Origin of the sequence: Pseudoblastomonas aquimaris, from assembly GCF_035481675.1 — a bacterium.
In the GTDB taxonomy this organism is placed as follows: domain Bacteria; phylum Pseudomonadota; class Alphaproteobacteria; order Sphingomonadales; family Sphingomonadaceae; genus Alteriqipengyuania_B.
In genome coordinates this window covers 336,864-350,367 of sequence record NZ_JAYJJW010000001.1, presented here as the reverse complement: position 1 = coordinate 350,367, position 13,504 = coordinate 336,864, and the positions used below count along the sequence as shown (strand labels likewise).

Here is a 13,504-nt window from a genome sequence, read left to right as displayed (position 1 = left end):
CGGGCGGCCGGGACACGGAGCCGCCCGGGGTCCGGTAGTCCGTCAGCTCTGGGCGCGCTCCAGCCGTTCGAGCGTGCGGCGGATTTCCCGCTCCGCCCTCTCGCGCTGTTCGGCGGTCAGGTCTTCTTGCGCGCGGATTTCGACCAGCGCCTCGCGCAGGCCCTCGCGCGCGGCCTTCATGCCTTCGAAGGCGGCCTCTTCGGCGATTTTCAGCGCGGCGATCTTGCAGATGCGCAGCACGGTGGTCTCGCCGTCCTGCCGCTCGGTGACGATTTCCTCGGCAGCCGCATCGCAGCCTTCCTCGGTGCGGATCAGAGCGCGCAGTTCCTCCGCATCGCCGCCGAACTCGCGGACCACGATCCGCGCGCCTTCAAGGCCGCCGGTCCAGCGCTTCAGCTCGACGTCGCTTTCGCCCAGCGCGGTTTCGATCCGAGCGCGGATTTCCTCGTTCGAAACACCGGCATCGAAATCGAACCGGATGTCTTCACCATCGGACAGGCGGATGACGCGGACTTCGCGCTTCGTCTCCCCCTCGCCAGCTTCGCCATCGTCGCTCTCATCGGAATCGGCATCGGCATCGGCATCGGCGGTGACGAAAACGCGGACCCTGCGCTCCTGCCCGTCAGCGTCCTGCGCCTGGGCCGGCGCGGCGCGGGCCGTGGCTGACGACAAATGCGGTTCGGCGGCGATCTCCTCGGCGGCATAGGAAATGCTGGCGGTCAGCGGCAGCGCGAGCGCGGCCCCGGCGAGCAGGTACTTGCCGGCGCGGCTGCGCCTGGTGGTTGTTTCGTGCATGGACAGGCTCCTCAATCGGTGGATTATCGATTTTTCTCCCAGGATCGGACACATCATCGCCGCCGGCTGCCCGGCTGCGAGAGCGGCTTCGGGCGCGGCCGCGAAGCCGGCGATGGTGGCGGCGTACTTGGCGCGGGCATCGCGGTCGCAGGCATCGGCCACGCGCGCATCGCAGGCCGCCTCCTGGTCGCGCCGCAGCGCCCGCCAGCCGAGCCACGCCAGCGGATTGAACCAGTGCAGCGCGAACAGGGGCTGCGCGGCGAAATTGGCGAGGATGTCGTGCGCGCGGTGGTGCGCCAGCTCGTGCGCTATGGCGAGGTCGCGTGCGGCGCGGTCCTCCATCAGCAGGAAACCGGTCGGCAGCGCGATGACCTTGTCGAAAAGGCCGAAGGCGAGCGGCGATCCGATCGCGCCTGTTTCGACGAGGCGGATGTCGCCCACCTCGCCCACGGGTAGCGCGTCGTCCAGCACCAGCGCACGCATCTGGCGGTAGGACCGGATGCGCAGCGCGATGAAGGCCAGCGCCCCGGCCAACCACAAGGCCAGCAGAAGCTCCAGCCACGGAAGGCCGGGGGCGGCGACGCCGGGTTCGGTCGCCGGCACGGCGGTGGAGGTCACGGTGTAATAGGCGATCTCTGCCGCGGCCTCCTGCGGCGCCCAGCTTGACGGCAATTCGACCGGCGGCAGGAACAACCGCGCGAAGGGCAGGATCCACAGGGCATAGGCGATGCGCGGGCCGAACCAGCGGCAGACCGGGCGGCGCAGCACGAGGACGAGGGCGATAAGCACGCCCGTCCAGGCGAGCGTATCGACCGCCCAGCTCACGACTTCAGCTCCTTCAGCAGGCGCTCGATTTCGGCGAGGTCGTCGTCGGTCAGCGCCTCCTGCTCTGCCAGCTGGGCGAACAGCGGCGCAGCGCGGCCTCCGAACAGGCGATCGACCAGCCGTTTCGATTCTCCCCCGACATAGGCCGCACGGGCGATTGCCGGACTGTAGAGGAAGCGTCGCCCGTCGGGCCGCGTGGCGGCGGCGCGCTTCGCAACGAGGCGCGAAAGCAGCGTCTTGACCGTGGCGAGGCTCCAGTCGCGGGTGGCGCACACTCTCTCGCATACTTCGGTGGCGGTGAGCGGAGCGTCGGCGCTCCACAGCGCTTCCATCACCGCATGTTCCGCCTCGCTGATGCGTTCGGGCTGATCGGATTCAGACTTCGGCACGCTCACTCCCCAGTACACGTTTACGTCTGTAGTCAATACGACTACGCCTGTAAACATTGCGCGTGGATGAACGCCCGCCCCTCCCCTCGGTGGCCCAGGGACGAAGCGCCGAAACTATTCGACCGGCGTCAATTGCGCAGGTGCTACCGCCGCCGCCAGGTCAGCCAGCTGGTGGCGACGAAGTTCCAGACCGTGCCCACCGCGATCCCGGCGAGGCCGCCCAGCACCCAGCCCCCGCCGCTGAGGTCATAAATGAAGCTGCCGACCCCGACATTGGCAAAGGCGCCGATGCTGCACAGCACGATGAAGCTTGCCAGGCCCGTCCACCATGCCGCGCCGGTCAGGCGGCGGTCGCGGTAGGTCAGCCGGTTGTTGAGCGTGAAGTTGTAGACCATCGCCGCGCCCACCGCGCCCGCCTGCGCCGCGGTGAAATCCGCGCCCAGCATGCCAAGCAGCGCGAGCACCGCCATGTGGACGATCACCCCGGTCGATCCGACCGCGCTGAACAGCACCAGCTTTGCCGGGATCCAGCGGCCGACGGTCTTTTCCACCAGCAGCTCGACATAATCCATCGCCACCGCGCTATCGAGCTTGCTCTCGCCCGCGCTGCGCTCGGCAAATGTGTACGGCACTTCGGCGAGGTCCAGCGGCCGCCCGGCGCTGGCGACGATATCGAGCAGCAGCTTGTAGCCGACGAGTGACAGGCGCGGCACCAGTCCGAGCAGCACGTCGCGGCGGATGGCGAAAAAGCCGCTCAGCGGGTCGGACAGCCGAGTCTTCATCACCGGCGCGGCCAGCCTCGTGGCATAGCGGCTTATTGCCGCGCGGCGCGGGTCCCATGCGCCGGTCGACCCGCCCGCGGCGTAGCGCGTGCCGACTGCCAGTTCCGCGCCATCCATGGCAATCGCGCGGTAGAGCGCGGGCAGGATCGTCTCGTCGTGCTGCAAGTCGCCGTCAATCACCGCGACCACAGGCGCGACCGTGGCGCACATCCCCTCCACCACCGCGGACGACAGCCCGCGCCGCCCGTGCCGCCGGATCAGCCGCGTGGCCGGATCGCCCAGCGCCAGCGCCTCGACCGCGCCCTGCGTCCCGTCGGCCGATCCATCGTCGACGAAAATGACCTCGTGCGGGATATCCGCCAGCGCCGCCGCCAGCCGCGTGCGCAAGGGCGCGACGTTTGCCGCTTCGTTGAGGACGGGCACCACCACCGCCAGCGCCAGTTCCTGCCCCGTCCTGTCCATACCTGCCGCCCTAGCGAAAGCGGCGCGGCGGCGAAAGCGCAGGAACATGCGCGCGCGCCATTCGCTCTGGCGTCATGGACCAGCAAGACAAGAACGACCTTCTCGCCGCGCCGCAACTGCGCCTGATCGGCAGCGTGGACGAGGCAATGTACGCCGAATTCCGCAACCAGCTTTCAGCCGCGCCGACGGACGGCCCGCTGGTGATCGCGATCACCACGCTGGGCGGCAATCCCGAAGTGGCCCGCGCCATGGCCGACGACGTGCGCCTGCTGCGCGAGGCAGGGCGCGACATCTACTTCCTGGGCAAGGCTGCGGTCTATTCCGCCGGAGCGACCTTCATGGCCGGCTTCCCGGTGGAAAACCGCTATTTCACCAGGGGATCGAGCATCCTGTTGCACGAACGGCAGATCGCCAAGACGATCCAGCTGAACGGGCCGCTGAAGAGCTGCATCGACCAGCTGAAAGCCGCGCTCAACGAAATCGAGCATTCCATCGACATCGAGGAAATGGGCTTCCGCGACATCGTCGAGGGCAGCGAAGTGGACTTCGAGGAAGTGCGCAAGAAAGCGCCCGACAACTGGTACATCGCTTGCGAGGACGCCGCCGAACGCGGGATCATCGCAGGGGTTATCTAGTACCTCTGCAATGCATCACCGGGCCGCTCAGTCACGGACCAGCGTGATGTAATGATCGGTAAAGACCATGATATCCGGAAGGGCCGTCAGCGCCGTACCACCCGGAGCGCAATGCAGCAGCGTGTCCGCGTCACCGTCCACTTCGATGGTCTGGGAAGAACACCAATCGATCTTCAGGCAAACGGAATGCGAGCCGGCAGGTAAATTGACACGGAAGGTCTCCCCGCGCCTGGTCTTGCCGACATCCTCGCCGTTTACCTCGACACAATAGGCCCTCAAAAGATCGCGCCACCCCTTCTTCTGGCGGGCGATCGTCAGAGTTCCCAAATCTAGTACACCCGCTTCTTCGGTTCGATGTAGTCGATGTCGTCGGTCAGCGTGTACTCGTGGACCGGGCGGTAGTCGATTTTCACCTTGCCGCCGCTGCCACCCCAGCCTTCGAACCAGGCTGCGGTGTGCTTCATCCAGTTGGCATCGTCACGCTCGGGGAAGTCTTCGTGCGCGTGGGCGCCGCGGCTTTCCTTGCGGTTTTCCGCGCTCGCCATGGTGACCACGGCCTGTGCCATCAGGTTGTCGAGCTCGAGCGTTTCGATGAGGTCGCTGTTCCAGATCAGCGAGCGGTCGAACACCTTGATGTCGGCCATCCGCTTGTTGATTTCGGCCAGCTGCTCCACGCCTTCGGACATCAGCTTGCTGTCGCGGAACACGGCGGCATGGCGCTGCATCGTCTTCTGCATGTCGCTGCGCAGCTCCGCAGTCGGCGTGCCGCCATCGGCGTTGCGGAAATGGTCGAGCCGCTCCAGCGCGAAGTCGGTGCCGGCCTGCGGCAACTCGTCCTGCTTCGCGCCGGGCTTGATCGTGTCCCGCAGGCGGTGGCCGATGGCCCGGCCGAACACCACCAGGTCGATCAGCGAGTTGGAGCCGAGGCGGTTCGCCCCGTGCACCGACACGCAGCCCGCCTCGCCCGCGGCGAACAGGCCCGGGACCACGGCGTCCGGATTGCCGGACTTGTCGATGGTCACGACCTCGCCGTGGAAGTTGGTCGGGATGCCGCCCATGTTGTAGTGAACCGTCGGCGTGACCGGCAGCGGCTGGCGCGTCAGGTCGACGCCGGCGAAGATCTTGCCGCTTTCGGTGATGCCCGGCAGGCGCTCGCCCAGCACCTTGGGATCGATGTGGTCGAGGTGCAGGTAAATGTGGTCGCCATCCGGCCCCACGCCGCGCCCTTCGCGCATTTCCAGCGCCATCGAACGCGACACGACGTCGCGCGATGCGAGGTCCTTGGCCGAAGGGGCGTAGCGTTCCATGAACCGCTCGCCTTCGGAGTTGGTGAGATAGCCGCCCTCGCCGCGTGCGCCTTCGGTAATGAGCACGCCCGCGCCGTAGATGCCGGTCGGGTGGAACTGCACGAACTCCATGTCCTGCAGCGGCAGGCCGGCGCGCAGCACCATGCCGCCACCGTCGCCGGTGCAGGTGTGCGCGCTGGTCGCGGTGTAATAGCAGCGGCCATAGCCGCCCGTCGCCAGGACCACGGCCTGGCTGCGGAAGCGGTGGATGGTGCCATCGTCGAGGCACATGGCGATCACGCCGCGGCACACGGGCACGCCGTCCGCCCCGTCTTCCATGATCAGGTCGAGCGCGAAATATTCGATGAAGAAGTCCGCGTCGTACTTCAGGCTCTGCTGGTAGAGCGCGTGGAGCATGGCGTGGCCGGTGCGGTCGGCGGCGGCGCAGGTGCGCTGCACCGGCGGGCCTTCGCCCATGTTCTGCATGTGGCCGCCGAAGGGGCGCTGGTAGATCGTGCCGTCCTCGTTCCGGCTGAAGGGCACGCCGGCATGTTCCAGCTCGTACACGGCGGCGGGCGCTTCCCGCGCGAGGTATTCGATCGCGTCCTGGTCGCCCAACCAGTCCGACCCCTTCACGGTGTCGTACATGTGCCACTGCCAGTGGTCGGGCGTGTTGTTGCCCAGCGATGCGGCGATGCCGCCCTGCGCTGCCACGGTATGGCTGCGGGTCGGGAAGACCTTGGAGATATTGGCCGTGCGCAGGCCCGCTTCGGCGCTGCCCATGGTGGCGCGCAGGCCGCTGCCCCCGGCGCCGACGACCACCACGTCATACGTATGGTCGATGATCTTGTAGGCGGAAGTGTCGGCCATGTCAGGCGGCTCCGAAAGCGATGCGTGCGATACAGATGAGGGCGAAGGCGACCGAAGCGAAGGTCGCGAGGTTGAGCGCGGCGATCACGCCGAACTTGGTGCCGGCGTCGTGGACGTAATCCTCCACCAGCACCTGCAGGCCAAGGCGCGCGTGCCAGAAGATGCTGATGACCAGCAGCGCCATCAGCGTGCTGTTGAGCGGGCCCGACAGCCAGTCCGTGATCGAGGCGTAGTCGTAGGACGGCATCAGCGCCAGGCTGACGCCGAACCACAGCATCAGGAACAGGTTGCCGATCGCGGTAAAGCGCTGGACGAGCCAGTGGTGCGGGCCTTCGTGGGCCGGGCCGAGGCCGCGGACGCGGCCGATGGGGGTGCCGTTTGCCATGCTGCGGTCTCCCTTACTTCAGCAGGACCAGCGCCCAGAAGGCGGCGGTGAGGATGATGCCGATGACCGGCGAGGCGATCGACCAGAAGCGGTTCGTGGTAAGCTCGTACCCCGCGCCGATATCCAGCACGAAGTGGCGCAGGCCGCTCATCATGTGGGTGAAGAACGCCCAGCTCAGGCCGACCATCACGATATAACCAATGGGCGAGGTCATCAGCGTGACGAAGCTTTCATAGGACGCCTGCCCGCCGGCCAGCGAACCGAGCCACCACAGCATCACGCCGAGCCCGACGAAGGCCATCCCGTCGCCGGTGATGCGGTGGAGGATGGAGACGGCCATGTGCGGCCCCCATTTCCAGATCTGCAAGTGCGGTGAAAGCGGACGGTTCGCCATGGATGCTCCGGTACTTGAATTGCCGCGCGGGCGGCCACCTGCGCGCGTGTTTCGGCGCTGCTCTAGCGAAGATACTGGGTTGTGCAAGCGATGGACGCAAGTGCTTGGCGGCAATCCACGGCTCGCCTATCGCTTCGGATCATGGACACGCCCACCATCCTCCTCACCGGATCGAGCCGCGGCATCGGAGCCGCCATTGCCAGCGAGCTGCGCAGCCGCGGCGCGCGCGTGATCGGTCACGCGACCGGCGCGGTGGATGATCACACAATCGCTGCCGACTTCGCCGACCCTGCTGCGCCCGCCGCCCTGTGGGCCGAGGCGCTGGAGCGAGCCGGCGGCGGCATCGACATCTTGCTCAACAACGCCGGCCTGTTCGATGCGGAGGATCTGGGCGGGCCGAACTGGCTTGCCGGCTGGAACCGGACGCTCGAGATCAACCTGACCGCCGCCGCGCAGCTCAGCCGCCTCGCCGTGTTGCACTGGCAGGACCGGGGGACCGGCGGCCGGCTGGTCCACATCGCCAGCCGCGCCGGCCATCGCGGGGACAGCCCGGCCCACTGGCACTATGCCGCGGCCAAGGGCGGGATGCTGGCGATGCACAAGACGATCGCGCGGGCTTATGCCGCCGAAAACATCCTCAGCTTCGCGATCACGCCGGGCTTCACCGACACGGCGATGGCGGGCGATTACCTCGACAGCCGCGGCGGCGCAGGCCTGCTTTCCGACATCCCGCTCGGCCGGGTGGCGGAGCCGGAGGAGATCGCCCGGATCGCGACCTTCTGCGCGCTCGACGCCCCGCCCAGCATGACCGGCGCAACGATCGACGCCAACGGAGCCAGCTATGTCCGCTAGGTTTGCCCTTGCCGCCCTGTCCATGGCCCTGCTGGGCGCACAAGGTTTCCCCGGCTTCGATGCGCCCGATCCGGCGCAGGCCAGATGGGCCGCGCAATGCGAGGAATGGGACGAGTGGGACAAGCCCGGCCCGCTGTTCCGCATCTATGGCAACACCTGGTACGTCGGCACCTGCGGCATCAGCGCGATCCTGATTACCGGCGCCGACGGACATGTGCTGATCGACGGCGGCACGGCAAAAGGCGCGGACCTGATCGCCGCCAACGTCGCCGCCGCCGGGTTCGACATTCGCGATGTGAAAGTGCTGCTGTTCAGCCACGAGCATGACGACCACGTCGGCGGCCTTGCACGCTTGCAGGAATTGAGCGGGGCGGTGGTCCTGTCCTCCGCACGCGCGCGCGCTACGATGGAAACCGGCGCGGCCTCTGCCGACGATCCGCAACGCAGCATCGCCAACCGCTTCGCGCCCGTTCGCGTCGCCGGGATTGCCGAGGACAACATGGCGGTGCAGGTCGGCGAGCTCAAGATCATAGGCTGGGAGACGCCGGGCCACACGCCGGGCGCGATGAGCTGGCAATGGCAAGCCCCCAGCCTGGCCGGCAAGGCGGCGATGACGATCAATTACATCGACAGCCTCTCGCCCATTTCCGCCGACGATTACCGCTTCTCCGCCCACCCGGAATATGTCGCGGAATTCCGCCGCGGCCTTGCGCGGATGAAAGCCGTGGGGTGCGGCATCCTCGTCACCCCCCACCCCTCGGCCAGCGACATGCACAAGCGCATCGCAAGCGGCGGGCTGGTGGAAGATCGACCTGCGTGTTCGCGCTATGCCGATGGAATCGGGAAGCGCCTCGACGCGAGGCTTGCCGAGGAGGCCGCGCAATGACCAGCTGGCGCATCTTCGGGCAGGCGGACAAGCCGGTCGTGCAGGCGGCGCTGCTGGCGCATGACGAGATCGAGGACTGGCCGGCGGACTTCGTCATCGCGGGCCGCGAAATCGCGCCCGACCGGCCCGACGACTGGGTGATCGAAGCCTGGTTGCCGCACAGGCCGCGCAAGGGCGATGTCGCCATGCTCGCGGACCTGTTCGACGGCGATGCGCCCGCTTTCGATAGCGAGAAATTGCCGGACGAGGACTGGGTGACGCTGAGCCAGCAGGGAGTCGATCCGATCCGCGCCGGGCCATTCCGCGTCCGCACGCCGGAGCACGAACCGCTGGGCGAGGACGGCACGATCGAATTCGTCATCCCGGCCAGCCAGGCCTTCGGCACCGGCCAGCACGAAACGACCGCGGGCTGCCTGTCCATGCTGGCCGAGATGCGCCGCACCGGCGTGGTGGTGCGCAACCACGCGGACATCGGCACTGGCACCGGCCTGCTCGCCTTTGCCGCCATGCGCCTGTGGCCCGCGGCGACCGCCACCGCCTCCGATATCGACCCGGTGTGCGAAGCCGTGGTGGCGGACAACATGGCCGCGAACGGCGTTGCAGCGGGCACGCGGCGCGGCCAGCTGACCATGACGACGGCGGCGGGGATGGAAGGGCCAGTGCTGGCGGCGCGCGGTCCCTACGACCTCCTTATCGCCAACATCCTCGCCGGGCCGCTGGTCGAGCTGTCGGCCGATTTCGCCGACCACGTCAGCCCGCGCGGGCGCCTGCTGCTGGCGGGCCTGCTGGGCGAACAGGAACCGCGGGTGCGCGAAGCCTATCGGCTGGCAGGCTTCCACCTCGTGAAGCGGCTGGTGAACGGCGACTGGTCGATCCTGTGGCTGCGCAAGGGCACGCGTCGGTGAAGCCGTTGGGGCGCCGGGGCAAGGCGCTCGCCGCGCTCCTCCTCGCGCCCTTCGCGGCTCTTGCGCTCTATCTCCTCGCCGCGTGGATCGGCAGCAGCATTCCGCGCAATTCGGGGTGGACAGAAGCGGCGGCAAGCGAGCCGGGCGTCGACATCATGGTCGAGACAAACGGCATCCACACCGGGATCGTCATGCCCATCGTCACCGCGCACAAGGACTGGCGCACCACGTTCCCGAGCGCCGCCCGTCCCCGCCCCGATGGCCGCATGCCGACCCACGTCGCAATCGGCTGGGGGGAGAAAGAGGTGTTCCTCAACACGCCGACGTGGGGCGACATGAAGGCGAAGACCGCGCTGCGCATCGTCTTCGGCGGCGGCGAAGGGCTGATGCGCGTGGGCCACTACATCCGCCCCGCACCGTCGAACAGCCACCGGACCCTGCGCCTGCGCCCGGCGGAGTACCGGCGGCTGGTTGCCCGGATCGAAGCGACCCTGCCCCCGCTGGGCGCGAGCGAGGCGCGGGTGAGCCATCGCAGCTTCGAGGAAGGCGCGGCGAATTACGACGCGCTCGGTCGCTACACGCTCGCCAACACCTGCAACCAGTGGGTCGGCGACACGCTGGCCCATGCGGGCGTGCGGATGGGCCGCTGGACGCCGCTTGCGGGCGGCGTGATGAAGTGGGTACCGACGGCCGACTAGCAGAGGCTGGCGAGGCGTTCCTCAAGGAACTTGCGCTCGGCCGGCGAAGGCTGGAGCGCAAGCGCTGCCCGATAGGAGACCGCAGCCTCTTCCACCCTGCCAGCGCGGCGCAGCATGTCGGCCCTCGCCGCATGGTATGGCAGGTATGTCGCCGCAGTGCCCGGGTCGATCCCGTCCAGCGCGTCCAGCCCCGCTCCGGGAGTCCCGGCAAGACTCCGCGCGACCGCAGAGGCTACAGCCACCGGCGCGCCGCCGCGCATGGTGGCGAGCGTTTCGTATAGCCGCGCGATAGTGGTCCAATCGACTTCCCCGCCGAAAATGCGCTTGGCGTGGGTGAAATGGACGAGCGCCAGGACCTGGTGTGGTCCCGGTCGCCGCGCCGATGCCGCACGGTCGAGCAGAATGCGGGCAGCGTCGATGCGGCCCGCATCCCACGATGCGGGGTCCTGCATCGACAGCGGCACCATCGCACCGCCCGCGTCGATCCGCGCCGCCTCCCGCGATCGCGCCAACTTCACCAGCGCGGCGAAACCCGGGACTTCGGGATCGTCCGGCAGCAATTCGGCCAGCATGTCCGCCAGCCGCTCCACTTCCTCGCCGAATCCTGCGTGCGGCCCCGCACCTGCCGCGTCGCCGTAAGCCAGCGTAAAGGCCAGCTCCAGCGTGGCGAGGATGGCCTGCACACGCTCCGGCCACAGCCGCCGCGGCGGTGATTCGAACGGGATGTTCGCCTGCCGGATCTTGGCCTTCGCCCGCGTGATGCGCTGGTACATGGCCGGCTCGGCCACGAGGAAGCCGCTCGCGATGGCGGCGACCTCGACCCCGCACACGACTTTCAGCGCCAGCCCGACGCGTGCCTCCAGCGCCAGCGCGGGATGGCAGCACACGAACAGCAGGCGCAGCCGCTCGTCCGGAATCGGGTCGGGGAGGTGGAGGATGTCCGCCATCGGTTCCAGCGTGGCCTTGCCGGCAATCGCGCGCGCTTCCGCAGCGCGGCTGCGCATCCGGTTGAGCGCGACACGCTTCCCGGTCACGTAAAGCCAGCCGGCAAGGTCCGCGATCTCGCCATCGTGAGCCAGTGCCTTCTCGCACGCTGCGGAAAAGGCTTCTTCGGCAAGGTCGAGATCGCGGAACTGTGCCGCCAGCGCCGCGACGACGCGCGGACGCGCCGCCGCGATGGCCGGGCCGCGCGTCTCGCTCAGTCCTGCCATACCGGGCGGACTTCGACCGACCCGTTGCCGAGGATGGGGATCTTGCGCGCCCAATCGACCGCTTCGTCAAGGTTCGCTGCCTCGACGATGTAATAGCCGCCCAGCTCCTCGCGCATTTCCGCGAAAGGCCCGTCATGCAGCACCGGCTCCCCGCCGCCGTCGTACTTGAGCGTGGTCGCCGTATCCGCGCCTTGCAGGCGGTTGCCGGACCATTCGACGCCCTTGGCTTCCAGCTCTTCCATCAGCGCCATGTGGCCGGCGAGCGTCCGCTCCATCAGCGCGGCACCGTCTTCACCGGCAAAGGCGCTTTCGTCTTCCACGATCAGCATCATGTATTGCATGGGGTATCTCCCGCTATCGCCCCGCCACCATGGCAGGGTTGCAGCGGGAAGACACGCACCGGGCGGCCTATTCGACACGCAGCGCGAGAAAATTTCAGGCGGCGCGCTTCTGGTCCGCCTTGCCCCCGAACAGCGCCAGCATGGCATCCGCCGCGCTGTTGCCGGCGGTGGGCCGGCCGACCTGCAGCAGGCGGCGGACCGGTTCGCTGAACTTCAGGCGGCGGCTGGGGAAATGCTTGCGGTGGAGCTGGAACAGGTCGTCCAGGTTCGCCTCGCCCAGAACGGGGCGGAAATGTTCGCCCAGCGCGCTCTTGCCGAAATGCGGCCGGGCGGCGGGTTCGTAGGCCATGACCTCGCGCTGGATCCGCTCCAGCCAGGCATAGTCGCGCGGATCGCTGAACAGGTCGATCGCCGCGACGGGGCCGTGGTGCGTGGCGGCGAAGACCAGGTCAGACCGTCCGCGCAGTTCGCGCACGCCGATCAGGCTTTTGAGATAGAAGCCGAGATCGCTGTACTTCCCCGCTTCCAGCATGATGAATTTCACCACGGCTTCCGCGCGTTCGAGCGGCACGAAGAAGGCGAGGTTGTGGGCCGTGTTGGTGGTGGAGAACATTCCCCGCAGGAATTCTGGCCCCCGCTCGCTCATCGCGCCGGGCTGGGGATCGTAAAGATAGTCCAGGTCATCGAGCCGCGTCGTCACGGTCTGCTTTTTCCGCAGGTCCAGATTATCGGCAAACTTGTGCAGCCAGCGCCTGCAGACCGGATAGAGCCGGTCGATCGCCCAGTAATGGTTGAGCGCCCAGTTCACGAAACCGGCCAGGGAAAACCAGCTCGGTTTGTGGTCGCTTCCCTGCGATTTTGCGCCCAGTTCGTGGAGCGTGTGCAGCATGATTACCGGGTCTTCGGGATCGCTGTAAGGCATGGCCGCCCAGCTGGCCGCGACGCTGCCGGACTTCAGCCCCTCTTTTTCCGACATGCGGGTGATGTGGGCGGTGGAAAGATAGCTGCGCAGCGGCACGGTACGGATCTCGACTTCGACGATGGGTGCAATCGTCCCGAACGACACCGCGGCCAGATTGAAATCTCGGCTTCCCCTTACCAGTGTCACGCGCTCGCCCTCGTCATTGAGGAAGGTCAGCGATTGCAGGGCATCGGCCATCACCGGTGTTTCGCCATAGCCATGCGTGCCGGTCACCAGCGCGCCGATGACGGTCTGCCCCATGTAGTTGCCGCTGTTCATCAGGCGCTGCTTTTCGGTGAGCAGGAACTGCTTCAGTTCCAGGATCGTGACAGATGCACCGACGGTTGCGATGCCGCCGCCGTCGAAGCTCCCCCGCCACTTCAACGTGTCGAGACCGCTTTCCTCCATCATCACCGCAGAATTTCCGGGGCAAAGCTGGACCGCGTTGTAGGAGTGCGACTTGCCGACGCAGGCGAATTTCCCGCTGCGGACCAGTTGCGCAAGCTCCGCCTCGTCGGCGGCGAGACAGGCATCCACCTCGCAGCGGAACACCCGCATGTGTGTCCACAGCTCCCGCGGCCCGGGGATGCCGCGCTTCTTCGCGTCCTTGCGCCGCCTTATCGCCTCACGGATAGCGCCCAGTGCCATGTCTTCCCCCAACCCTTTGCGCCCATCACCGGAAATACGCAGCTGCCGCCGGGGTCGATTGGAAAATTCCGACATTTCCGGGAAAAATTACGTTGGAAACAGCGCAGAATTAACCATCGCGCTTTCTCCGGAACGCAACGCTGTCTCCGCCCATTGCCTGCGTGCATCCACCTTATCGG

The 13,504-nt window shown here is 67.5% G+C and carries 15 protein-coding genes; 5 read left to right on the top strand and 10 right to left on the bottom strand.

The window, feature by feature from the left end; genetic code table 11:
- Positions 1–42: 42 nt before the first annotated feature.
- The 3 genes from VCJ71_RS01745 to VCJ71_RS01735 all read right to left on the bottom strand — a co-directional run bounded on the left by VCJ71_RS01745 (position 43) and on the right by VCJ71_RS01735 (position 3,253).
- Positions 43–1,620 (bottom strand): M56 family metallopeptidase, encoded by a 1,578-nt coding sequence (locus VCJ71_RS01745; protein WP_324638605.1) that lies wholly within the window; start codon positions 1,618–1,620, stop codon positions 43–45.
- Positions 1,617–2,009, bottom strand: a complete 393-nt coding sequence (locus VCJ71_RS01740) for a BlaI/MecI/CopY family transcriptional regulator (protein ID WP_324638604.1) — start codon at positions 2,007–2,009, stop codon at positions 1,617–1,619. The genes VCJ71_RS01745 and VCJ71_RS01740 overlap by 4 nt, the downstream gene beginning before the upstream one ends.
- Before the next feature lie 143 nt (positions 2,010–2,152).
- Complete coding sequence (locus VCJ71_RS01735) at positions 2,153–3,253, bottom strand: glycosyltransferase family 2 protein (protein WP_324638602.1); 1,101 nt, start codon at positions 3,251–3,253, stop codon at positions 2,153–2,155.
- Positions 3,254–3,327: 74 nt separating this feature from the next.
- Here VCJ71_RS01735 and VCJ71_RS01730 point away from each other — a divergent pair, with 74 nt between their 5' ends.
- A complete protein-coding gene (locus VCJ71_RS01730) occupies positions 3,328–3,888 on the top strand; it encodes an ATP-dependent Clp protease proteolytic subunit (RefSeq protein ID WP_324638601.1) in 561 nt (186 codons plus the stop codon).
- Positions 3,889–3,915: 27 nt separating this feature from the next.
- Here the strand turns inward: VCJ71_RS01730 and VCJ71_RS01725 are convergent, their stop codons facing one another.
- From VCJ71_RS01725 to sdhC, 4 genes are read right to left on the bottom strand one after another with little or no spacing between them, the layout of a single operon-like run.
- On the bottom strand, positions 3,916–4,215 hold the full coding sequence (locus VCJ71_RS01725) for a hypothetical protein (protein ID WP_324638600.1): 300 nt from the start codon (positions 4,213–4,215) through the stop codon (positions 3,916–3,918).
- A gap of 2 nt (positions 4,216–4,217) precedes the next feature.
- Positions 4,218–6,044: a succinate dehydrogenase flavoprotein subunit gene (sdhA, locus tag VCJ71_RS01720; protein WP_324638599.1), complete on the bottom strand. Its 1,827-nt coding sequence runs from the start codon at positions 6,042–6,044 to the stop codon at positions 4,218–4,220.
- A 1-nt stretch (position 6,045) separates the two neighbouring features.
- A complete protein-coding gene (gene sdhD / locus VCJ71_RS01715; RefSeq protein WP_324638598.1) occupies positions 6,046–6,429 on the bottom strand; it encodes a succinate dehydrogenase, hydrophobic membrane anchor protein in 384 nt (127 codons plus the stop codon).
- Positions 6,430–6,442: 13 nt separating this feature from the next.
- The gene (gene sdhC / locus VCJ71_RS01710) at positions 6,443–6,823 is read right to left on the bottom strand and encodes a succinate dehydrogenase, cytochrome b556 subunit (protein ID WP_290134942.1); all 381 of its coding nucleotides are present in this window, start codon (positions 6,821–6,823) and stop codon (positions 6,443–6,445) included.
- A gap of 141 nt (positions 6,824–6,964) precedes the next feature.
- On the opposite strand from sdhC, the gene VCJ71_RS01705 reads away from it, so the two are divergent.
- From VCJ71_RS01705 to VCJ71_RS01690, 4 genes are read left to right on the top strand one after another with little or no spacing between them, the layout of a single operon-like run.
- A complete protein-coding gene (locus tag VCJ71_RS01705) occupies positions 6,965–7,675 on the top strand; it encodes an SDR family NAD(P)-dependent oxidoreductase (RefSeq protein ID WP_324638597.1) in 711 nt (236 codons plus the stop codon).
- Entirely contained in the window at positions 7,665–8,561 is an 897-nt protein-coding gene (gene bla / locus VCJ71_RS01700) for a subclass B3 metallo-beta-lactamase (protein WP_324638596.1), read from the top strand. Before VCJ71_RS01705 ends, bla begins: the two co-directional genes overlap by 11 nt.
- Positions 8,558–9,466, top strand: a complete 909-nt coding sequence (locus VCJ71_RS01695; protein ID WP_324638595.1) for a 50S ribosomal protein L11 methyltransferase — start codon at positions 8,558–8,560, stop codon at positions 9,464–9,466. Before bla ends, VCJ71_RS01695 begins: the two co-directional genes overlap by 4 nt.
- Positions 9,463–10,164: a DUF2459 domain-containing protein gene (locus tag VCJ71_RS01690; protein WP_324638594.1), complete on the top strand. Its 702-nt coding sequence runs from the start codon at positions 9,463–9,465 to the stop codon at positions 10,162–10,164. The genes VCJ71_RS01695 and VCJ71_RS01690 overlap by 4 nt, the downstream gene beginning before the upstream one ends.
- Here the strand turns inward: VCJ71_RS01690 and VCJ71_RS01685 are convergent.
- The 3 genes from VCJ71_RS01685 to VCJ71_RS01675 form a co-directional block, all read right to left on the bottom strand.
- Positions 10,161–11,375 (bottom strand): RNA polymerase sigma factor, encoded by a 1,215-nt coding sequence (locus tag VCJ71_RS01685; RefSeq protein ID WP_324638593.1) that lies wholly within the window; start codon positions 11,373–11,375, stop codon positions 10,161–10,163. The two genes, VCJ71_RS01690 and VCJ71_RS01685, sit on opposite strands and share 4 nt — an antisense overlap.
- Entirely contained in the window at positions 11,363–11,716 is a 354-nt protein-coding gene (locus VCJ71_RS01680; protein ID WP_324638592.1) for a YciI family protein, read from the bottom strand. The genes VCJ71_RS01685 and VCJ71_RS01680 overlap by 13 nt, the downstream gene beginning before the upstream one ends.
- Positions 11,717–11,810: 94 nt before the next feature.
- Positions 11,811–13,325: an FAD-binding protein gene (locus tag VCJ71_RS01675; RefSeq protein WP_324638591.1), complete on the bottom strand. Its 1,515-nt coding sequence runs from the start codon at positions 13,323–13,325 to the stop codon at positions 11,811–11,813.
- Positions 13,326–13,504: the final 179 nt, after the last annotated feature.